The sequence below is a fragment of the Pseudomonas koreensis genome (assembly GCF_012986595.1).
GTDB classification, from domain to species: Bacteria; Pseudomonadota; Gammaproteobacteria; order Pseudomonadales; family Pseudomonadaceae; genus Aquipseudomonas; species Aquipseudomonas koreensis.
This window is the reverse complement of the sequence record NZ_JAAQYM010000001.1, coordinates 93,963-114,884: the sequence shown is the minus strand read 5'-3', so window position 1 is coordinate 114,884 and position 20,922 is coordinate 93,963. Positions and strand designations below refer to the sequence as shown.

Sequence of the window (20,922 nt, the reverse complement as noted above, 5' to 3'; positions counted from 1 at the left end):
TCCGGGGCGGCGGGGCGACAACGTCCCGCTGCACCTAATGGAGTGTTTATGGCAGTCAAAGTCCTGGTGGTGGACGATTCGGGTTTTTTCCGCCGCCGCGTCTCGGAAATTCTTTCAGCGGATCCGAGCATCCAGGTGGTCGGCACGGCCACCAACGGTAAAGAGGCGATCGATCAGGCCCTGGCCCTCAAGCCGGACGTGATCACCATGGACTACGAGATGCCGATGATGGATGGCATCACGGCGGTGCGGCACATCATGCAGCGCTGCCCGACCCCGGTGTTGATGTTCTCCTCGCTGACGCATGAAGGCGCCCGGGTGACCCTGGATGCGCTGGACGCTGGCGCGGTGGATTTCCTGCCGAAGAATTTCGAAGACATCTCGCGTAACCCCGAGAAGGTCAAGCAACTGCTGTGCGAGAAGGTTCACAGCATCTCGCGCAGTAATCGTCGTTTCAGTGCTTACAGTGCGCCGGCTCCGGCCGCTGCACCGACGCCTGCGCCGGCTCCGGCGGCATCGAGCTTCAGCAGCCACGGCAGCAGCGCTCCGACACGTCCGGCGCCTGCGCCTGCACCTGTTGCCAGCCGCGCCCCGGCGGCCAGCGCTTCGTCGCCGGCACCGAAACGCAAAGCCTACAAACTGGTCGCCATCGGCACCTCGACCGGCGGCCCGGTTGCCCTGCAACGGGTGCTGACCCAGTTGCCGGCGAACTTCCCGGCACCGATCGTGCTGATCCAGCACATGCCGGCGGCGTTCACCAAAGCGTTTGCCGAGCGTCTGGACAAGCTGTGCCGCATCAGCGTCAAGGAAGCCGAGGATGGCGACATCCTGCGTCCGGGCCTGGCGCTGCTGGCGCCGGGTGGCAAGCAGATGATGATCGACGGCCGTGGCGCGGTGAAAATCCTCCCGGGCGACGAGCGTCTGAATTACAAACCGTGCGTGGACATCACCTTCGGTTCCGCCGCCAAGTCCTACGGTGACAAAGTTCTGGCGGTGGTGTTGACCGGCATGGGCGCCGACGGCCGCGAAGGCGCGCGTCTGCTCAAGCAGGGCGGCAGCTCGGTGTGGGCGCAGGACGAAGCCAGCTGCGTCATCTACGGGATGCCGATGGCCATCGTCAAAGCCGATCTGGCTGACGCGGTGTACGGCCTGGACGACATCGGCAAGCACATCGTCGAGGCGTGTATCTGATGGATGTTCTAAGCCTTATCGGGATCATCATGGCGTTCGTCGCCATCATCGGCGGCAATTACCTTGAAGGCGGTCACCTCGGCGCGCTGGCCAACGGCCCGGCGGCGCTGATCGTCCTCGGTGGCACCATCGGTGCCGCGCTGCTGCAATCGCCGATGAGCGCCTTCAAGCGCGCCATGCAGATCCTCGCCTGGATCCTGTTTCCGCCGCGGGTGGACCTGGCCGGCGGTATCGACCGCGTGGTCAACTGGAGCCTCACCGCACGCAAGGAAGGCCTGCTCGGGCTGGAAGGCGTAGCCGATGCCGAACCGGACAACTACTCGCGCAAGGGCCTGCAACTGCTGGTCGATGGCGCCGAGCCGGAAGCGATCCGCAGCATCCTCGAAGTGGATTTCTACACCCAGGAAGCCCGCGACATCGAAGCCGCCAAAGTCTTTGAAAGCATGGGCGGCTACGCGCCGACCATCGGCATCATCGGTGCGGTGATGGGCCTGATTCACGTGATGGGCAACCTCGCCGATCCGACCCAACTGGGCAGCGGCATCGCCGTGGCCTTCGTCGCCACCATCTACGGTGTTGCCAGTGCCAACCTGGTGTTGCTGCCGGTGGCGGCCAAGCTCAAGTCAATCGCGTTGCGGCAGTCGCGTTATCGCGAAATGTTGTTGGAAGGGATCTTGTCGATCGCCGAAGGTGAAAACCCTCGCTCCATTGAGTTGAAGCTGCAAGGCTTCATGGATTAAGGGAATAACCTCATGGCCCGTCGCAGGCATCAGGAAGAACACGTCAACCACGAGCGCTGGCTCGTGTCCTACGCGGATTTCATCACGCTGCTGTTCGCGTTCTTCGTGGTGATGTACTCGATCTCGTCGATCAACGAAGGCAAATACAAGGTCATTTCCGAAGCGCTGATCGGGGTTTTCACCGACTCCGACCGCTCGCTCAAGCCGATCCCGATTGGTGACGAACGACCGAAGACCGTGACCCCGGCCAAGCCGCTGGTCAAGGACGCCGAGCAGGTCGACGCCGGTATCGCCGGGGCCAGCGATCCGTTGAAAAGCATCGCCGATGACATCAGCGCCGCGTTTGGCGACCTGATCGCCTCTAACCAGATGACCGTGCGCGGCAACGAGTTGTGGGTCGAGATCGAACTCAATTCCAGCCTGTTGTTCGGCAGCGGCGACGCCATGCCGAGCGACATCGCCTTCAACATCATCGACAAGGTGGCGGCGATCCTCAAACCGTTCGACAACCCGATCCACGTCGAAGGCTTTACCGACGATCAGCCGATTCGCACCGCGCAGTACCCGACCAACTGGGAGCTGTCCTCGGCGCGTTCGGCCAGCATCGTGCGGATGCTGGCGATGCAGGGGGTGAACCCTGGCCGTCTGGCCTCGGTAGGCTACGGCGAGTTCCAGCCAGTGGCCAACAACGCCACGGCCGAGGGCCGCGCGAAAAACCGTCGGGTGGTGCTGGTGGTGTCGCGCAATCTCGATGTGCGCCGCAGTCTGACCGGTACCGGAACCGCGAATGCACAACCGGACGCGGCGTTGAAGCGCGCTGGCACACAAACTGCACCGACCCCGGTCAAGACGCCGGGACGCGAGAGTGCCGTCAATTCTCCGTCACCCGCATTAATACGCTGAGCTATGTCTCGGTCGAGCATCTCGGCCGGGAGGAACGAACTGAATGAGAGTCTGGGCAGTCGCCAATCAAAAGGGTGGTGTCGGTAAAACCACATCTTCCATCGCTTTAGCCGGATTGCTGGCGGAGGCGGGCAAGCGCGTGGTTGTGGTCGATCTCGACCCGCACGGCTCGATGACCAGCTATTTCGGCTACGACCCCGACAGCCTGGAACACAGCAACTACGACCTGTTTCTGCACAAGGGCAGCGTGCCGCAAGGCTTGCCCGGGCAGTTGCTGCTGTCGACCAGCGACGAACGCATTTCGCTGCTGCCGTCGAGCACCGCACTCGCGACCCTCGAGCGCCAGTCGCCGGGGCAAAGTGGCCTCGGCTTGGTGATCGCCAAGAGTCTGGCGCAGCTGTGGCAGGACTTCGATTACGCGATCATCGACAGCCCGCCGCTGCTCGGCGTGCTGATGGTCAACGCCCTGGCCGCGAGCCAGCAACTGGTGATCCCGGTGCAGACCGAACACCTGGCCGTCAAAGGCCTGGAACGCATGGTCAACACCTTGGCGATGATCAACCGCTCGCGTAAACAGGCGCTGCCGTTCAGCATCGTGCCGACCCTGTTCGACCGCCGTACCCAGGCGTCGCTGGGCACCTTGCGCGTATTGCGGGACAAATTCCCCGAGGAAATCTGGCAGGGCTACATCCCGGTTGATACCCGTATGCGCGACGCGAGCCGGGCCGGTGTCACGCCTTCGCAATTCGACGGCAAGAGCCGGGGCGTGCTGGCTTACCGCGCGCTGCTCAAGCATCTGTTGGCACAACAACTTGTTCCGCAGGTGGCTTGAGCATGATCTCTCTTCGTGTAGGAGCTGCCGCAGGCTGCGATCTTTTGATCTTGCTTTGTGGTGCTTCTGAAAAGATCAAAAGATCGCAGCGTTCCGCAGCTCCTACAGGGGGGTGCGTATGAATCGGCCGCTGAAGTTGACGTCGAAGCCGCAACTGGCGCTGCAGTCCTATCTGGACAGCTTGCTGCAGGAGATTCCTGACGAGTTGCCGCCAGTCGAGGCGCCAGTCGAAGTGATCGAAAGCTCCGAGGCGCTGGACGAGTTCCAGGCCGCGGTACTGGAAGAGCAGGCGCGTGATGCGCAAAAAGCCGTCAAACCTGCCGCTCCGCTTGCCGCGCCTGCCGCCGCGCCGGCGGCCAAGGCACCCGTCGCATTGATTGAAGAGGCCGAGCCGCTGCGTGCGCCGGTTTCGACACTGGCACCGCTGCTGCAAACCCAGTTGCTGAAAACCGCGCCGGAACCGGTGGTGGTTGAACCGACACCGGTTGCACCCGCACCCGTCGAGCAGGCGCTGGTGCCGCCGCTGGTGGAAGTCCATCTGCCACCGAACAACACGCCGCCACCGGTAGAGACCGAGGGGCGTCCAGCGTGGGCCTCCGAGGCCTTCGAATGCCTGTTGTTCGATGTCGCCGGGTTGACCCTGGCGGTGCCGCTGGTGTGCCTCGGTTCGATTTATTCACTGGCCGGGCACGAGCTGACGCCGCTGTTCGGTCAGCCGGAATGGTTCCTCGGGATTCTGCCGAGCCAGGCCGGCAATCTGAAAGTGTTGGACACGGCGCGTTGGGTCATGCCGGATCGCTATCGCGATGACTTCCGTCAGGGCCTGCAGTACGTGATTTCGGTACAAGGTTACGAATGGGGTCTGGCCGTGCATCAGGTCAGCCGTTCGTTGCGCCTGGACCCGAATGAAATCAAATGGAGAAGTCACCGGGGTCAGCGGCCATGGCTCGCCGGCACGGTGATTGAGCACATGTGTGCATTGCTTGATGTATCCGCGCTGGCCGAGTTGATCGCCAGTGGCGGCGCAAAGCACTTGGGCGGCCACAAGCCGCTACATAAATCGACATAGCAGCCGACATAACAATCAGGCGATGGCATTTTTCAATGCCTCCACACAGAACACACACCGCCCAGTGCGGTTTTTTCGAGGGGTCAGGGTATGAGTAGTCAGGCGACGAATGCAAAAGGTTCTGAAGATCCGATCCTGCAATGGGTGACCTTCAAGCTGGACAACGAAACCTACGGCATCAACGTGATGCGCGTTCAGGAAGTGCTGCGCTACACCGAGATCGCTCCGGTGCCGGGTGCGCCAAGCTACGTGCTGGGCATCATCAACCTGCGCGGTAACGTGGTCACCGTGATCGACACCCGTCAGCGCTTCGGCCTGAACAGCGGCGAGATCAGCGACAACACCCGTATCGTCATCATCGAAGCCGACAAACAAGTCGTTGGCATCATGGTCGACAGCGTGGCTGAAGTGGTTTACCTGCGTCAGTCGGAAATCGAGACCGCGCCAAACGTCGGTAACGAAGAGTCGGCCAAGTTCATCCAGGGCGTGTGCAACAAGAACAACGAGTTGCTGATCCTGGTCGAGCTGGACAAGATGATGAGTGAAGAAGAATGGTCGGAACTGGAGAGCATCTGATTGATTCTCGAGGTGGCGGTCATTGTCCTGTTCCTCTTCTGGGCAGGCACGCTGGCAATGTTTCTGGCGTACATCAAGGCGCAGCGGTTGATCGCGGCGCAACAGGCTCAGGGCGATGCGCTGCGTGACCAGCGCATCAAGGATCTGGCCAAGCGCGTCGACGACTATCAGAACGGCAACGTGCGCATGGGCGAAGCCCTGCACGAGCTGCGCTCGGTAGTCGGTCCGTTGCCGGACAAGATTGTTGCGCTGGAACAGCGCGATCCATCGAGCCTGTCATTCGCCCAGGCGGCGAAGCTGGTGGGGATGGGCGCGAGCGTCGATGAGCTGACTCAGTCCTGCGGGTTGACCCAGGCTGAGGCGGAGTTGATGCGCAAACTGCACAAAAACAGCTAGTAGCTTCGAGCTTTTAGCGGTAAGCAAGATCAAAAGATCGCAGCCTTCGGCAGCTCCTACAGAGATCTCATGTAGGAGCTGCCGAAGGCTGCGATCTTTTGCTTTTAAGGCTTAATAATCATCCCCGCGCTCGGTGACGTCCTTCTCGACCATCGGCGCCTGCGGATCATGCCCCTCGGGGAATTTCCCCTTCAGATTCCACGCAAACGCGATGATCTCGGCAATCGTGCGGTACAGCTCTTCGGGAATGCTGTCGCCCAATTCCATCCTTGCCAACAATCGCACCAATTCGGCGTTCTCGTAGATCGGCACTTCACAATCGCGGGCGATCCGCAGGATTTCTTCGGCCAGTTCCTCGTCGCCCTTGGCGGTGAGGGTCGGGGCGTGGTTGCCGTCGTACTTGAGCGCGATGGCCTGGCGTGGAGCAGTGGAATCGTTCATGCGGTTTCATCCACCCAGCGGTGTTCGAGACGAGTCTGGTTGCCTTGCGGCGGCGTGCCGAGGTGGCAGTCGAGATCGCCGACGTTCAGCCCACGATCGAGCAGACGCTGGCGCAGCGCAAACAGGTTGGTTTCGATCAGGTCGGCGGTGTACGGGCGTTCGGCCCAGAGCTGGCTCGACAGGCTGCCGGCAATCAACTGGGCCTGAATCTGCATCGGCCCCAACGGTTCCATATCGAACGCCAGATCGACGCGCCACAGTTGTTGTCTGGGCTCGCGCTCGTCACGGCGTTCATTGGGTTGCGGCTCTCTTTCCGGCGCTTCTTCGCGCTGGAACTTGACCTGCAGCGGCACGATGTCCTGCAGGTTGCGCATGGGGATTTCCAGTTGCCAGGTGCTCATCAACCGGCCATCGTCGGTGACGCCGGTCTGTTCCAGGCTCGACAATTGATGGCTTTGCAGGCGCGACACGGCCGCTGCCGCGAGGCGCAGCAGATGCTCCAGATCACCTTCGCCGTCCTGGCTTTGCAGCAAGCGGTCAGGCAGCGGAAAACTGCTCGGCACCGGTTTGGCGCTGACCTGGCCGAGTGTGCCAAGGGCATTGCGCACGAAACTCGGCAACGCCTGCGCCAAGGTGTTGGCGGCGATGATCGCATTGAAACTGGAATTGCCCGGCACACCCGGCGACAGTTGCGCGATCAGCTTGAGCAGATCGGCTTTCATGTCCGGGGCCAGCGTCGGATTCTGTCCGGTCAGCAGCTTGGCTTCGAGGAAGGCGCCGCTGTTGGCCAGGGCCAGGGCGACACCTTTGGCGGTGCTCATCTGCTGCACGTCGGGCAGGTTGGCGAGCAGGCGCACGACGGCGGCGCGCAGGTCCTGCGAGGTCTGATCGTCGTCGCTCGGCAGGTTTTGCAAGGCGTTGAGCAAACCGTCCAGCGAGCCCTGGCGGCTCTGTTGGCCAACCAGTTGCTGGCTCACCGCCAATTGATCCTGACGGCTGCTCAGCGGCACGAACCTGAGCGTCTGCGAATCCTCGACCAAGGCCGAAAGCAGGGTGCCGATGCGCAGGGGCGTCGGGCTGTCGATGTCCAGCGTGGCGCCGCTCTGCGCGGTGTTGAGCAGGCTCACCAGCGAGCGGTACACCGTCGGCTGCCCCGGCACTTGCGGTAGCGTCTGCGAGGTCAGCACCTTGCCTTGCAACAGCGTACCGACCGGCAACTGCGCGGTGTCGATGCGGGTGAGGGCGGCGACGCTGCTGGCGATGGCCTGTTGCACGGTGATCGCCAGATTGCCCGCCGACGGCTGAGTGACGGCCAGGTTGGTCCCGGTCGGCAGCGGCAGGTTGCTGCTGGCTTGCACGGTGGTCTGGCGGCCGCCGTCGACGGTCACCTTGAGCAACAGTTGAAAGGTCTGGTCCGCCTGCTTGAGCGACAGCACCTCGGCCTGGGCGCTTTGCCCGGCGCCGATCAAGCCTTCGACCGGGGTCAGCAGCTTGAGCAACTCACCGCTCATCGCCAGCGGACGCGCGTTCGCCGGGGTGGTGGGCGGGAGCGGGAGGATGTTTATTTCGCCTGTCATACGCGGACACAACCTGAGGAAATTGCACGCTTGGGAGTAAGGCACGGCATGTATAATGCCGCGCGTCTTGCGCTTCGTTCAGAAAACATAGCAATTGTTTGATCCAGCTCTCTGGTTCGCACCGTCATTGCATTTATCCTGCATCTCTTTAACGGCCGCGCCAGAGCCGACTTGAACCGTATAAGGCCCGTGATCCCTTGACCAGTCCTGTCCTGCAAACCGTTGCCCTCGCCTGTGAACGAGACCTGCGGCTGCTCTTCGAAAATCTCGAATTGAGACTGGCCAGTGGCGATATGGTGCAGATCAGCGGTCCCAACGGCAGCGGCAAGACCAGCCTGCTGCGCCTGCTGTCCGGGCTGATGCAGCCGACCAGCGGTCAGGTGCTGCTCAACGGCCAGCCTTTGACTGCGCAGCCCGGCGAACTGGCGCGCAACCTGTTGTGGATCGGCCACGCCGCCGGAATCAAGGACCTGCTGACCCCCGAAGAGAACCTGTCGTGGCTCTGCGCCCTGCATCGGCCGGCCGCACGCGAGGCGATCTGGCAGGCATTGGCAGCCGTAGGATTACGCGGCTTCGAAGATGTTCCCTGCCACACCCTGTCTGCGGGGCAGCAACGCCGCGTGGCGCTGGCGCGGCTGTATCTGGACAGCCCGCCCTTGTGGATTCTCGACGAGCCGTTCACCGCGCTCGACAAGCAGGGCGTGGCACAACTGGAAGAACACCTGGCCGGACACTGTGAACGCGGCGGCCTGGTGGTCCTGACCACGCACCACACGCTGAGCCGCATGCCGGCCGGTTATCGCGATATCGATCTGGGGAACTGGGCAGTATGAGTGTGTTCGGCCTGCTGGTTGCCCGTGAGTCCCGTCTGCTGTTCCGGCGCCCGGCCGAACTGGCCAATCCGCTGATTTTCTTCGCCATCGTCATCGCTTTGTTCCCGCTGGCCGTCGGCCCGGAAACTCAAGTCTTGCAAAACCTGTCTCCGGGGTTAGTCTGGGTGGCCGCGCTGTTGTCGGTCCTGCTCTCGCTGGACGGACTGTTCCGCAGTGATTTCGAGGACGGCTCCCTGGAACAGTGGGTCCTTTCGCCGCACCCGCTGCCACTACTGGTGCTGGCCAAGGTGCTGGCACACTGGCTGTTCTCGGGTCTGGCGCTGGTTTTGCTCTCGCCCCTGTTGGCGTTGATGCTTGGTTTGCCGGTGGCCTGCCTGCCGGTGTTGCTGTTGTCGTTACTGCTGGGTACACCGGTGCTGAGCCTGCTCGGTGCGGTGGGCGCGGCGCTGACGGTGGGTTTGAAGCGCGGCGGCCTGTTGCTGGCGCTACTGATTCTGCCGTTGTACATCCCGGTGTTGATCCTGGGCAGTGGCGCCTTGCAGGCCGCCTTGCAAGGCATGCCGGCGACCGGGTATCTGCTGTGGCTGGGTAGCCTGACCGCCCTGGCGATCACCCTGACACCGTTTGCAATAGCTGCTGGCCTGAAGATCAGCGTCGGCGAATAATGAGGTCTGGTTAAAATTTAACCAGCAAAGACCCTGAGACTGCTCACACCGATGAGCGGCACCCGTGATGGAAACAGTATGAACTGGACCTGGTTTCACAAGCTCGGCTCGCCCAAGTGGTTCTACGGCATCAGCAGCAAGTTGCTGCCGTGGCTGAGCATTGCAGCGTTGCTGCTGATCACCGTCGGCGTCGTCTGGGGCCTGGCCTTCGCGCCGCCGGATTATCAGCAGGGCAACAGTTTCCGCATCATCTACATCCATGTGCCTGCGGCGATGCTCGCGCAGTCGATCTACGTGATGCTGGCGGTGTGCGGCGTGGTCGGGCTGGTGTGGAAAATGAAACTGGCCGACGTCGCCCTGCAATGTGCGGCACCGATCGGTGCGTGGATGACCGCCGTGGCGCTGGTCACCGGGGCGATCTGGGGCAAGCCGACCTGGGGCTCGTGGTGGGTCTGGGACGCGCGCCTGACGTCGATGCTGATTCTGCTGTTCCTGTATTTCGGCGTGATCGCGCTGGGCAACGCCATCAGCAACCGCGACAGCGCCGCCAAGGCCTGCGCGGTGCTGGCCATCGTCGGGGTGATCAACATCCCGATCATCAAGTACTCGGTGGAGTGGTGGAACACCCTGCACCAGGGCGCGACCTTTACCCTCACCGAGAAACCGGCGATGCCTGCGGAAATGTGGCTGCCGTTGTTGCTGACGGTGCTGGGTTTCTACTGCTTCTTCGGCGCCGTGCTGTTGCTGCGCATGCGCCTTGAAGTGCTCAAGCGCGAAGCACGCGCCAGTTGGGTCAAAGAAGAAGTGCAGAACAGTCTGGAGGCCGCTCGATGAGTTTTGCTTCATTCGGCGACTTCCTCGCCATGGGCCATCATGGCCTGTATGTCTGGTCGGCCTACGGCATCTGTCTGGCGGTGCTGATCCTCAACGTGGTGGCGCCGATCGCGGCCCGCAAGCGTTACCTGCAACAAGAGGCGCGTCGTCTGCGCCGGGAGAACGGCAAGTGAATCCGCTGCGCAAAAAACGTCTGATCATCATTCTGGCCATTCTGGTCGGGGTCGGCGCTGCCGTCGGCCTGGCCCTGAGCGCCCTGCAGGAAAACATCAACCTGTTTTACACGCCGACCCAGATCGCCAACGGCGAAGCGCCACACGACACGCGCATTCGCGCCGGCGGCATGGTCGAGAAGGGCTCACTGCAACGTTCGCCAGACTCGCTGGACGTCAAATTCGTTGTTACCGACTTCAACAAAGCCGTGACCATCACCTATCGCGGGATCCTTCCGGATCTGTTCCGCGAAGGGCAGGGCATCGTCGCCCTCGGCAAGCTCAACGCTGACGGCGTGGTGGTGGCCGATGAAGTGCTGGCCAAGCACGACGAGAAGTACATGCCGCCGGAAGTGACCAAGGCCTTGAAAGACAGTGGTCAATCCGCGCCGACCCCAGCGAAGGAGGGTTGATCGATGACGTCCGCATTGTTTATACCCGAGCTCGGTCATCTGGCGATGATTCTGGCGCTGTGTTTTGCGCTGGTGCAGGCCGTGGTGCCGTTGCTCGGTGCGTGGCGCGGCGACCGTCTGTGGATGGGCCTGGCCCAGCCGGCAGCGTGGGGCCAGTTCGCATTCCTGCTGTTCGCGTTTGGCGCGTTGACCTACGCGTTCATGACCGACGATTTCTCGGTCGGCTACGTGGCAATGAACTCCAACAGCGCGCTGCCGTGGTACTACAAGTTCAGCGCGGTGTGGGGCGCCCACGAAGGGTCGCTGCTGCTGTGGGCGTTGATCCTCGGTGGCTGGACCTTCGCCGTGTCGGTGTTCTCCCGCCAGTTGCCGCAAGTCATGCTCGCCCGCGTGCTGGCGGTGATGGGCATGATCAGCACCGGTTTCCTGTTGTTCCTGATCCTCACCTCCAACCCGTTCTCGCGGATCCTGCCGCAGATCCCGGCCGATGGGCGTGACCTCAACCCGCTGCTGCAAGACATCGGCCTGATCGTCCATCCGCCGATGCTGTACATGGGTTATGTCGGTTTCTCCGTGGCCTTCGCGTTCGCCATCGCCGCCTTGCTCGGTGGTCGTCTTGACGCTGCGTGGGCACGCTGGTCGCGTCCATGGACCATCGTCGCCTGGGCCTTTCTCGGCATCGGCATCACCCTCGGCTCGTGGTGGGCCTACTACGAACTCGGCTGGGGCGGCTGGTGGTTCTGGGACCCGGTGGAAAACGCCTCGTTCATGCCATGGCTGGTTGGTACCGCGCTGATTCACTCGCTGGCGGTCACGGAAAAACGTGGCGTGTTCAAGAGCTGGACGGTGTTGCTGGCGATTGCTGCGTTCTCGCTCAGTCTGCTCGGCACGTTCCTCGTGCGTTCCGGCGTGCTGACCTCGGTCCATGCGTTTGCTTCGGACCCTGAGCGCGGCGTGTTCATCCTGATCTTCCTGCTGTTCGTGGTCGGCGGCTCGCTGACCCTGTTCGCGTTGCGTGCGCCAGTGGTCAAGAGCCAGGTCGGCTTCAACCTGTGGTCGCGGGAAACCCTGCTGCTGGGTAACAACCTGGTGTTGGTGGTGGCGGCGTCGATGATCCTGCTCGGCACCCTGTACCCGCTGATTCTCGATGCGATCAGCGGCGCCAAACTGTCGGTCGGCCCGCCGTACTTCAATGCGTTGTTCATCCCGCTGATGGCATTGCTGATGCTGGTGATGGCGGTTGGCGTGATCGTCCGCTGGAAAGACACCCCGGTGAAATGGCTGGCGAACATGCTGACCCCGGTGTTGCTCGGCAGCGTCGCATTGGCCGTGGTAGCCGGTATCGCCTACGGCGATTTCAACTGGGCGGTGATCGCCACATTCCTGCTCGCCGCGTGGGTGTTGCTGGCCGGTGTGCGCGACATCTTCGACAAGACTCGCCACAAAGGCCTGATCAAGGGCCTGCCAACCCTGACCCGCAGCTACTGGGGCATGCAGATCGCTCACCTCGGTATCGCCGTGTGCGCGCTCGGTGTGGTGCTGTCGAGCCAGAACAGCGCCGAGCGCGACCTGCGCCTGGCGCCGGGCGAGTCGATGGACCTGGCCGGGTATCACTTCATTTTCGAAGGTGCCAGGCATTTCGAAGGGCCGAACTTCACCTCCGACAAGGGCACCGTCCGGGTGATCCGCGACGGCAAGGAAGTCAGCGTGCTGCACCCGGAAAAACGTCTGTACACCGTACAGAGTTCGATGATGACCGAAGCCGGGATCGACGCCGGTTTCACCCGCGACCTGTATGTTGCCCTGGGCGAACCGCTGGAAAACGGCGCCTGGGCGGTGCGGGTCCACGTCAAACCGTTCGTGCGCTGGATCTGGTTCGGCGGTCTGCTGACCGGTCTGGGTGGGTTGCTGGCGGCACTGGATCGGCGTTATCGAGTCAAGGTCAAAGCCAAGGTGCGTGAAGCCCTCGGCCTGCAAGGAGCGGCTGCATGAGACGTTGGTTGATGCTGGTACCCCTGGCGATTTTCCTGCTGGTGGCAGTGTTTCTTTATCGGGGTCTGTACCTCGATCCGGCGGAACTGCCGTCGGCGATGATCAACAAGCCATTCCCGGACTTCACCCTGCCGAACGTGCAGGGCGACAAGACCCTGACCAAGGCTGACATTCTCGGCAAACCGGCGCTGGTCAACGTCTGGGGCACCTGGTGCATTTCCTGCCGGGTCGAGCACCCGGTGTTGAACAAACTGGCCGAGCGCGGCGTGGTGATCTATGGCATCAACTACAAGGACACCAACGCCGATGCCTTGAAGTGGCTGGCCGAATTCCACAATCCGTATGTGCTGGACATCCGCGACGACGAAGGCTCGCTGGGGTTGAACCTCGGCGTGTACGGTGCGCCGGAAACCTTCTTCATCGACGCCAAGGGCATCATTCGCGACAAGTACGTCGGGGTGATCGACGAGCAGGTCTGGCGCGAAAAACTCGCGGCCAAGTATCAGGCGCTGGTCGATGAGGCCAAGCCATGAAGCGCTTGCTCGCCGCCGTGGTATTGGGCCTGAGTCTGGTCGGTGTGGCTCACGCCGCGATTGACACTTACGAGTTCGCCAAAGAAGGCGATCGCGAGCGATTCCGTGAACTGACCAAGGAACTGCGCTGCCCCAAGTGCCAGAACCAGGACATCGCCGACTCCAACGCCCCGATTGCCGCCGACCTGCGCAAAGAGATCTTCCGCATGCTCGGCGAGGGCAAGGACAATCAGCAGATCATCGATTTCATGGTCGACCGCTACGGTGATTTCGTCCGCTACAAACCGGCGCTCAATGCCAAGACCGCGCTGCTGTGGTTCGGCCCGGCCGGGCTGCTGCTGGGCGGCCTGGTGGTGATCGTGGTGATCGTGCGCCGCCGTCGCAGCCAGCGCACCGAGACTCCGCAATCGCTGTCCATCGAAGAGCGTCAGCGCCTCGACCAACTGTTGGATAAAAACCAAGAATGATTGATTTCTGGCTTGCCGCAGGGCTGTTGCTTCTGGTCGCCCTGAGTTTTCTGCTGATCCCGGTTCTGCGTGGGCGTCGCGCCCAGCGTGAGGAGGATCGAACTGCCCTGAACGTCGCGCTGTATCAGGAGCGCGTGGCCGAGCTGCAATCGCAGCAAGCCGAAGGTGTACTCGATGCCGCACAAATGGACAGCGGTCGCGCCGAAGCGGCGCGAGAACTGCTCGCCGACACCGAAGGCGTTGCTGCGCCGCGTGTCTCGAAACTGGGCAAGCCGTTGCCCCTGCTGGCTGCGGTGCTTGTGCCGGTGTTGGGCCTGGGCCTGTACCTGCACTTCGGCGCCGCCGACAAGGTCGAGCTGACCCGCGAATTCGCCCAGGCTCCGCAGTCGATGGAAGAGATGACCCGACGTCTGGAGCGTGCCGTTGCCGCACAACCGGATTCGGCGGAAGGCCTGTACTTCCTCGGACGCACCTACATGGCTCAAGATCGTCCGGCGGACGCGGCGAAAATGTTCGAGCGCGCGGCCAACCTCGCTGGCCGTCAGCCGGAGCTGCTTGGCCAGTGGGCGCAGGCGCAATACTTTGCCGACGGCAAGAAGTGGTCGGACAAGATCCAGGCGCTGACCGACGAAGCGCTGAAAGCCGATCCGAAAGAAGTCACCAGCCTCGGCCTGCTCGGGATCGCCGCGTTCGAAGGCGAGCGTTATCAGCAAGCGATCGATTACTGGAACCGCCTGCTGGCGCAATTGCCGGCCGACGACAACTCCCGCGTCGCGCTGCAAGGCGGGATCGAGCGTGCTGCCGAACGCCTGAAGGCCAGCGGTGGAACGGTTGCCGAAGCGCCGGCTGCCAAGGTCGCGGCACTGCTCAAGGTGCAGGTTGACCTGTCCAGTGAGCTCAGAAGCAAGGTGCAGCCGGGCGACAGCGTGTTCATCTTCGCCCGTGCCGTTTCCGGCCCACCGGCACCGCTGGCCGCCAAGCGGCTGACCGTGGCGGACCTGCCGGTGACCGTCGAACTGGGCGATGCCGACGCCATGATGCCGCAGTTGAAACTGTCGAACTTTCCTGAAGTCCAACTGGTTGCACGCATCTCTCGCGCCGGTCAGCCGACCGCCGGGGAGTGGGTAGGTCGCAGCGGCCCGCTGGCCAGCAGCACCACCGCGCCACAAAAACTGATCATCGACAGCCCGGACAAATAACCACCCGGACCCACAGGAAAGCACCGCCATGCACAGCCTCGCCCGCATCACCGTCATCACATTGGCCCTGGGCATGAGCGCATGTACGGTGCACCGACCGGAACCCACCACCAACCTGCCGCCGATCCCGCCGTCGCAACCGGGCCCGACCCCGTCGACCTCGCCGACGCCGGGCAAAAGCATCCCGGCCAAACCGTCCAAACCGGTGCCCCGCACCTCCGCCAGCTTCGCCCCGCCACCGGGTGGCAACAGCCACTGGGACCAGAAGCTCGGGGTCTACGTCCTCGACGACCAGCCCAACACCTTCTACCGCCAGCGCACCTACTTCCGCTGGAACAACGGCTGGACCCGCTCCGTCAGCCCCAACGGCCCTTGGGAAGACACCGACATCCACGGCGTGCCGCCGGGGTTGGGCAAGCAGTTCGGGCAGTAATGAAAAACGGCGATCTTCGGATCGCCGTTTTGTTGTGTGTTGTCCGGCAGTATTTGATGACCCGTAGGAGCTGGCGAAGCCTGCGATCTTTTGATCTTGCTGATCAGCTGACGAGCAACCCCTGAATATATTCAACAAACGCCCGCGCCTTGGCACTCACCAGCCTTCCCGTCGGAAAAACCGCCCATAGATCCAGATCGGGCAGTGTCCAGTCGTGCATGACGGTCTTGACTGCGCCGCTGGCCAGCTCCGGGGCGAACATCCATTCGGAGGCGAGCGTCAGGCCGTGGTCGGCCAGTACGGCTTCGCGCACGCCCTCGGCCGCGCTGACGCGCAGGCGACCGCTGATGATCACCGGTTGTTGTTCTGCGCCTTTGGTGAACTGCCAGGTGGTGCCGCCGCCGAGGTTGTAGACGACGGCCTGGTGCTTGCTCAGTTCGGCAGGGCAGGTCGGTTCGCCGTGTTTGGCGAAGTACGCGGGGGTGCCGAGCACCACGCGGCGGCAGTCGGCAATCTTGCGGGCGGTCAGGCCCGAATCGGTCAGTGCGCCCAAGCGCAGGGCGACATCGATGCCTTCCTCGACGAGGTTGATGTTGCGATCGTCAAGCATCAGGTCGATGTTCAGTTGCGGATGCTGATCGAGAAATGCCCCCAGGTGCGGGACGACGTGCAGACGGCCGAAGGTCACCGCAGCGCTGATGCGCAGGTTCCCGCTCAAACCGCTGGCGCTGTCCCGGGCGGCGTTGTCGGCCTCGTTGGCTTCGTCGATGGCGCGCTTGGCCCGTTCGAAATAGGCCAGTCCGGCCTCGGTCGGGGTCAGGCCGCGGGTCGAGCGCAGCAACAGGCTGACGGCCAGGCGCTTTTCCAGTTGGGCGATGGTTTTCGACACGGCGGGCTGGCCGATATTCAGCCGTCGCGCGGCGGCGGAAAACGAGCCGGTTTCGACGACGTAGACGAAGGTTTCCATGGCGGCGAGGCGGTCCATCTCAGTTCCTTGCGCAATCTTGAATGGATCATGGCCCCTGTGGGAGCGAGCCTGCTCGCGAAGCTTTTGACGTCTTACGCCGTTGCCAATGAACCGCGCTGCGAAACACTCAAAAACCGCAACAGTGCCAGCAGCGGGAACGCGCTGCCGACAATCACGATCCACAACCAGCCGCCGTGTTCATACACCGCGCTGGCGACCGAGGAACCGAAGGCGCCGCCGATGAAGATGCTGGTCATGTACAGCGCATTCAGGCGACCGCGGCTTTTGGCGTCCAGCGAATAGACCGCACGTTGGCCGAGGACCATGTTCATCTGTACGCAGAAATCCAGCACCACGCCGGTCACGGCCAGGCCGATCACGCTGTAGGCCGGGTGGATGAATGCCGGCAGGAAGCTCAGGCTGGCGAACAGCATCGCCAGCAGCGAGGCAATGCGGGTGTGGCCGGCGTCGGCCAGGCGTCCGCTGATCGGCGCGGCGATGGCACCGATGGCGCCGACCAGGGCGAAGATTGCGATCTCGCTTTGCGACAGGCCATGGTTGCGCGCCAATTCCAGTGGCACGGCGGTCCAGAACAGGCTGAACGTGGCGAACATGCAGCCCTGATAAAACGCCCGCTGACGCAGCACCGGTTGCTGGCGCAGCAGCGTCCACAGCGAACCGATCAACTGGCCATAGGTGGCGCTGTGATCCGGCTGGCGCTTGGGCACGGTCAACGCCAGCACCACGCTGATCGCCGCCATCAATCCGGCGGCGATCATGAACATCGCGCGCCAGCCGAAATGGTCAGCCACCACGCTCGACACAGGGCGCGCCAGCAGAATGCCCAGCAGCAGACCGCCCATGATCCCGCCGACCACCCGGCCACGGGATTCTTCCGGCGCCAGATGCGCGGCCAGGGGAATCAGGATCTGCACCGACACCGAGCTGAAGCCCACCAGCAACGAGATCAGCAGGAACACATTCGGCTGACTGGTGAACGCCGCGCCGAGCAGGCTGGCAATCGCCACCACGGTGGTGATGATCATCAACCGACGGTTTTCCAGCAGGTCGCCCAGCGGCACCAGGAAGAACAGGCCCAGCGCATAACCGATCTGCGTCAGCGAGACGATGAAGCTGGCCATGGTGTCGGAGAGGCCGATGTCCGGCGCGATCAGGCCGATGATCGGCTGCGCGTAGTAGATGTTGGCGACGATCGCACCGCAGCAGAAGGCGAACAGCAGCACCATGCCTCGGGTCATTGCGTGAGTTGTGGCGTTCATAAGGTTTCTCGATCCAGCGAAAGGGAATGCGGTGAGGCTAAGGGACGCACCGTAGCGGCGGTAGAAGCCTTGTGTCGATATCAGTTATTCCGTTGCGGAATGATTGGCTTGCCGCAGGGTGGCGTCCATCGGCGAACCTTGCGTCCGGCCGGGGAGGTGTGATGATACATTCACTTACATCTTCTTCGATAGCGTGCTTATGTTTACCGCTGCTCTCTTACTGTTTATCACTGGAGGAATGCCATGTTGCGTCAGCTGCTGCGTCACACCACCACGATTGCCTTGATCGGCCTGCTCGGAGTCACTGCGGTGCAGGCCGCTGATGCCCCGGGTACGCGCCTCGGCGTGCGCGGCGAGATCACCGGGGTCAGCACCGATTCGTTGAAAGTGCACGTCAACAGCGGCGAGAACGTGGTGATTCAGTTGACCGGCGATACCAAAGTCCGCGCCGTCACGCTGGCCAATATCGAAGACATCAAACCCGGCAGTTATATCGGCTCCGCGGCCATGCCCCAGGAGGATGGCACGCTCAAGGCGCTGGAAGTGCACGTATTCCCGCCGGAACTGGCCGGTAGCGGTGACGGGCATCGGCCGTTCGACCTGGCCAAGGGCAGCAGCATGACCAATGGCAGCGTCGGCGACCTGGTGGTGAGCAATGGCCGGGTGCTGACCGTCAACTACAAGGGCGGGCAGCAGAAGATCCAGGTGCCGGAGGACGTGCCGATCGTCAACCTGACGCCGGGGGATCGCAGCTTGCTCAAGGTTGGGGTGAAGATTGTCAGCTTCGTGACCCAGAGCGCTGATGGCACGCTGACTGCGCAATCGATCTCGGCGGGTAAGGATGGCGTCAAGCCGCCGATGTAGTCATGGCTGCTTAATGCATGCGATTAAATCATCGCTTTTACGCATTTTTCCATTTTGGAGTAGCCCGGCTGGATTTTCCCGTATGAGTAAAAAAGCGACTGGGTCGTATGCTTAATTTCCTTCTTTTGTAGCTTTGGTTTGTCGCGCAGGTAGGAAAATTCGAGCCTAAGACGAGTAGATTACAGAATTTTTCACTCTGCACTGGTTGGTTTTTTCGGAACACCGGCTCCAGTGGTTTTTGGGGTTGGCTAGGAAGCAAAAAAAAACTAGAGTGTGAATCAATAATTTATTAAGGATGCCCTCAATGGTGGCAAAATCGGCTCCAGAGAAACGAATTAAAAGGCCTTTGCCTGAAAAAGCACGGAAGGTAGATGTTAAGGGGCCGGCTCTTGATTTGCCCGAGGGTGTTTCTCAAGAGATTGATCCTTCATGCTTGTTGCTGGATCCCCATAACCTAAGGTTGTTGGAGCGGCTGGGCGAGACTTATAAAGATCTAAATGTCAAGCTTTTTGGGCAGCCTTCTATTCAAGATAAACTGTTTGAAATTGTAAATCGTGAACCTCGCTTCGATATAGCGTCATTGTCAGCCTCTATTGCCAATAATGGTTTCTTGAAACATGAAAGGCTGATTGTTGCCAAGTATGACGGCGATAAGTTTTTGGTTCTTGAAGGTAATCGCCGTGTTACTGCTGTACGAAGGCTGATCAATGATCCTGGTACTTACGACAAACTTCGTCCTCAGGTAAAAGAGACACTAAGAACGCTCCCTTGTTTTGTATTGGAAGGGCCGGTAATCGACGGTAACGTCGAGCAGTTGGAGGCATATCGACGTGCTTCTGAAATCTACATTGGTATGCGCCATTTGATGGGGGCCAAGAGTTGGGAGCCGGCGAGTCGTTATGAGTTTCAATCCAGACTAATTTTTGAGGACGGCTGGAGTGTGGTTCAGGTTGCTGAGCGATTTGGACGAAAAAAAGCAGAAGTGCTACGAGATTTGAAAGCACATGTTCTATACAAGGATTTTGTGAGTTTTGAAAAGAGGATTCTGATAAAGCACACTTTGACCTATAACGCGTTTTCTGAAGCAGCGCGGGCACCTGCCATATCGAAATGGTTGGGGTGGTCAGAGCGTGATATGAGCTATCTTGATAAAGACAATGAGGAGGTTTTTTTCCATTACTTACTAAATAAGCTCACTGATGCATCTGGTGAAACGGAGGATTTGGAAGATAACAATGCCGTTGAGGTTTCCGCAGAGTTAGCTGTTCGACGTCTCCGTGAAATGTTAAAACTGGAAGATAGTTCGGTTCTGGAAGCGCTAAGCGATCGAGATTTTCGATCGGCTGAGATTTTTTTTGAGGAGCGGAAAGAGGGGGAGCTTCCCAAAAAAATCGCAATGTTTACTCGTACGTTGAAGAGAACTACTACGGATGATTTAACCGAGTCTCCTGAGACGCAGCAGAAACTAGAGGAGTTGAAGGTTCAAGTGACAAAGATGTTGGCAATAATTAATGCCTTGTCTGGAGTAAGTCATGGCGTTAACTGACGGGCAAATATCAAAAGTTATTAGTGCTGCAAAAAAAATTTCAATCGATGCACCAGAGACTTCAGTGGAAGATTTTTATGGGGTCCATCTTGGTTTAAACCAAATTCAGCTTGCGGCGGCGCTCCCTGATCCCGATCCAAATGGCGAGGTTGCAATTGCGATTGGGCATCTTTCACTCGCGCGTGAACAAATGTTGCGGGATCGCTGTGAAATTGCAGAGTTTGTTGTTTATTCTGGTATTAATGGTAAGAGCTTTATTTCTGGGCTGTGTACATATCTATCAAGAACAGGGTTGCCGGCAACTTACCCGCCTGATTTTTTAGAGCGAGTAAAAAAACACAAAAAAATCCGCGCTGAGTTATTGAATATTGATAAAGGTCATAACCTTGAACTCGTGGCGGCAGCCATTCTTTCCGGCGCATGCTCTGTTGGCGAGGCAACGAAAGGATCTGGTGATCAAGGTATAGATGCAATTGCCTGGAGTCAGCTGATTGATATAGAAGAGTCATTCTCACTCGGCGCCGTAGGGGATGGAGTAGTAAGGCCCGGCCAGAAAGTCATGGTTGTGGCATCTTCAAAAGCTGCCATTGGTAGTAACCATGATGAGCCGAAAATTATTAGCCCGGCGCATATTCGAGAATTGATCGGAGGTTGGTTAATTCAGCGAAGTGAAAGTGGTAGCTGGCGCTCGTTTGGTATTCAAATGCTAACGCCGCTTCAATTGGTTCTTGTTACAACTTATCGCCTTAGCGCAGCATCAAAAGATGAGTGCCAAAAGTTGGGTGTTCAGGTGTGGGGTATCGCAGAATTGATTTTCCTGATCTGCAGACACGCCCCTGACTCCGTTTTTTTTCAGTCGGGAAAATCTGTATTTTCTCCGACTAAATTTGGTGAGTGGTGGGGAAGAAAAGCGCATTCTCGCTTAAGTCCCTAATCGGTTTGAAATGCAAGGCGACCTT

At 60.5% G+C, this 20,922-nt stretch carries 24 protein-coding genes; 20 read left to right on the top strand and 4 right to left on the bottom strand.

Annotation, left to right across the window (positions count from 1 at the left end; genetic code table 11):
- Positions 1-48 precede the first annotated feature (48 nt).
- From HBN98_RS00570 to HBN98_RS00540, 7 genes are all read left to right on the top strand, one after another.
- A complete protein-coding gene (locus tag HBN98_RS00570; protein WP_083366588.1) occupies positions 49-1,191 on the top strand; it encodes a protein-glutamate methylesterase/protein-glutamine glutaminase in 1,143 nt (380 codons plus the stop codon).
- Positions 1,191-1,931, top strand: coding sequence for a flagellar motor protein (locus HBN98_RS00565; RefSeq protein WP_003222929.1), 741 nt, complete (start codon positions 1,191-1,193; stop codon positions 1,929-1,931). The genes HBN98_RS00570 and HBN98_RS00565 overlap by 1 nt, the downstream gene beginning before the upstream one ends.
- Before the next feature lie 12 nt (positions 1,932-1,943).
- Positions 1,944-2,834 (top strand): flagellar motor protein MotD, encoded by an 891-nt coding sequence (gene motD / locus HBN98_RS00560; protein WP_064586597.1) that lies wholly within the window; start codon positions 1,944-1,946, stop codon positions 2,832-2,834.
- Positions 2,835-2,877: 43 nt separating this feature from the next.
- Positions 2,878-3,666: a ParA family protein gene (locus tag HBN98_RS00555; protein ID WP_064586598.1), complete on the top strand. Its 789-nt coding sequence runs from the start codon at positions 2,878-2,880 to the stop codon at positions 3,664-3,666.
- A 118-nt stretch (positions 3,667-3,784) separates the two neighbouring features.
- Positions 3,785-4,735: a CheW domain-containing protein gene (locus HBN98_RS00550; protein ID WP_083366587.1), complete on the top strand. Its 951-nt coding sequence runs from the start codon at positions 3,785-3,787 to the stop codon at positions 4,733-4,735.
- Positions 4,736-4,825: 90 nt separating this feature from the next.
- Positions 4,826-5,311: a chemotaxis protein CheW gene (locus HBN98_RS00545; RefSeq protein ID WP_003222936.1), complete on the top strand. Its 486-nt coding sequence runs from the start codon at positions 4,826-4,828 to the stop codon at positions 5,309-5,311.
- Positions 5,312-5,707, top strand: a complete 396-nt coding sequence (locus tag HBN98_RS00540; RefSeq protein WP_083366586.1) for a DUF2802 domain-containing protein — start codon at positions 5,312-5,314, stop codon at positions 5,705-5,707. It abuts the gene before it with no gap.
- A 111-nt stretch (positions 5,708-5,818) separates the two neighbouring features.
- On the opposite strand, the gene HBN98_RS00535 is transcribed toward HBN98_RS00540, so the two are convergent.
- The gene (locus HBN98_RS00535) at positions 5,819-6,148 is read right to left on the bottom strand and encodes an EscU/YscU/HrcU family type III secretion system export apparatus switch protein (RefSeq protein WP_025111916.1); all 330 of its coding nucleotides are present in this window, start codon (positions 6,146-6,148) and stop codon (positions 5,819-5,821) included.
- Entirely contained in the window at positions 6,145-7,725 is a 1,581-nt protein-coding gene (fliK, locus tag HBN98_RS00530; RefSeq protein ID WP_083366585.1) for a flagellar hook-length control protein FliK, read from the bottom strand. Before fliK ends, HBN98_RS00535 begins: the two co-directional genes overlap by 4 nt.
- A 197-nt stretch (positions 7,726-7,922) precedes the next feature.
- On the opposite strand from fliK, the gene ccmA reads away from it, so the two are divergent.
- The 10 genes from ccmA (at position 7,923) to HBN98_RS00480 (ending at position 15,306) form a co-directional block, all read left to right on the top strand.
- Positions 7,923-8,558, top strand: coding sequence for a cytochrome c biogenesis heme-transporting ATPase CcmA (gene ccmA / locus HBN98_RS00525; RefSeq protein ID WP_083366584.1), 636 nt, complete (start codon positions 7,923-7,925; stop codon positions 8,556-8,558).
- Positions 8,555-9,223, top strand: coding sequence for a heme exporter protein CcmB (gene ccmB / locus HBN98_RS00520; protein ID WP_003222942.1), 669 nt, complete (start codon positions 8,555-8,557; stop codon positions 9,221-9,223). The genes ccmA and ccmB overlap by 4 nt, the downstream gene beginning before the upstream one ends.
- Positions 9,224-9,301: 78 nt before the next feature.
- Positions 9,302-10,057: a heme ABC transporter permease gene (locus tag HBN98_RS00515; protein ID WP_083366583.1), complete on the top strand. Its 756-nt coding sequence runs from the start codon at positions 9,302-9,304 to the stop codon at positions 10,055-10,057.
- Positions 10,054-10,230, top strand: a complete 177-nt coding sequence (gene ccmD, locus HBN98_RS00510; RefSeq protein ID WP_003222944.1) for a heme exporter protein CcmD — start codon at positions 10,054-10,056, stop codon at positions 10,228-10,230. The genes HBN98_RS00515 and ccmD overlap by 4 nt, the downstream gene beginning before the upstream one ends.
- Complete coding sequence (gene ccmE, locus HBN98_RS00505; RefSeq protein WP_064586605.1) at positions 10,227-10,682, top strand: cytochrome c maturation protein CcmE; 456 nt, start codon at positions 10,227-10,229, stop codon at positions 10,680-10,682. The genes ccmD and ccmE overlap by 4 nt, the downstream gene beginning before the upstream one ends.
- Positions 10,683-10,685: 3 nt before the next feature.
- On the top strand, positions 10,686-12,674 hold the full coding sequence (locus HBN98_RS00500; protein ID WP_083366582.1) for a heme lyase CcmF/NrfE family subunit: 1,989 nt from the start codon (positions 10,686-10,688) through the stop codon (positions 12,672-12,674).
- Entirely contained in the window at positions 12,671-13,207 is a 537-nt protein-coding gene (locus HBN98_RS00495) for a DsbE family thiol:disulfide interchange protein (protein WP_064586607.1), read from the top strand. The genes HBN98_RS00500 and HBN98_RS00495 overlap by 4 nt, the downstream gene beginning before the upstream one ends.
- On the top strand, positions 13,204-13,674 hold the full coding sequence (locus HBN98_RS00490; protein ID WP_064586608.1) for a cytochrome c-type biogenesis protein: 471 nt from the start codon (positions 13,204-13,206) through the stop codon (positions 13,672-13,674). The genes HBN98_RS00495 and HBN98_RS00490 overlap by 4 nt, the downstream gene beginning before the upstream one ends.
- On the top strand, positions 13,671-14,873 hold the full coding sequence (ccmI, locus tag HBN98_RS00485) for a c-type cytochrome biogenesis protein CcmI (RefSeq protein WP_083366581.1): 1,203 nt from the start codon (positions 13,671-13,673) through the stop codon (positions 14,871-14,873). Before HBN98_RS00490 ends, ccmI begins: the two co-directional genes overlap by 4 nt.
- Positions 14,874-14,901: 28 nt before the next feature.
- Complete coding sequence (locus tag HBN98_RS00480) at positions 14,902-15,306, top strand: hypothetical protein (RefSeq protein ID WP_064586610.1); 405 nt, start codon at positions 14,902-14,904, stop codon at positions 15,304-15,306.
- A gap of 103 nt (positions 15,307-15,409) precedes the next feature.
- Here the strand turns inward: HBN98_RS00480 and HBN98_RS00475 are convergent, their stop codons facing one another.
- Complete coding sequence (locus HBN98_RS00475) at positions 15,410-16,291, bottom strand: LysR family transcriptional regulator (protein WP_083366580.1); 882 nt, start codon at positions 16,289-16,291, stop codon at positions 15,410-15,412.
- A 74-nt stretch (positions 16,292-16,365) separates the two neighbouring features.
- Positions 16,366-17,553, bottom strand: a complete 1,188-nt coding sequence (locus tag HBN98_RS00470) for an MFS transporter (protein WP_083366579.1) — start codon at positions 17,551-17,553, stop codon at positions 16,366-16,368.
- Between the two features lie 243 nt (positions 17,554-17,796).
- Here HBN98_RS00470 and HBN98_RS00465 point away from each other — a divergent pair, with 243 nt between their 5' ends.
- The 3 genes from HBN98_RS00465 to HBN98_RS00455 all read left to right on the top strand — a co-directional run bounded on the left by HBN98_RS00465 (position 17,797) and on the right by HBN98_RS00455 (position 20,897).
- Entirely contained in the window at positions 17,797-18,417 is a 621-nt protein-coding gene (locus HBN98_RS00465; protein ID WP_083366578.1) for a DUF5666 domain-containing protein, read from the top strand.
- A 304-nt stretch (positions 18,418-18,721) separates the two neighbouring features.
- On the top strand, positions 18,722-19,963 hold the full coding sequence (locus HBN98_RS00460) for a ParB N-terminal domain-containing protein (RefSeq protein WP_083366577.1): 1,242 nt from the start codon (positions 18,722-18,724) through the stop codon (positions 19,961-19,963).
- Positions 19,950-20,897: a hypothetical protein gene (locus HBN98_RS00455; RefSeq protein WP_151101701.1), complete on the top strand. Its 948-nt coding sequence runs from the start codon at positions 19,950-19,952 to the stop codon at positions 20,895-20,897. Before HBN98_RS00460 ends, HBN98_RS00455 begins: the two co-directional genes overlap by 14 nt.
- The last annotated feature ends 25 nt before the right edge of the window (positions 20,898-20,922 follow it).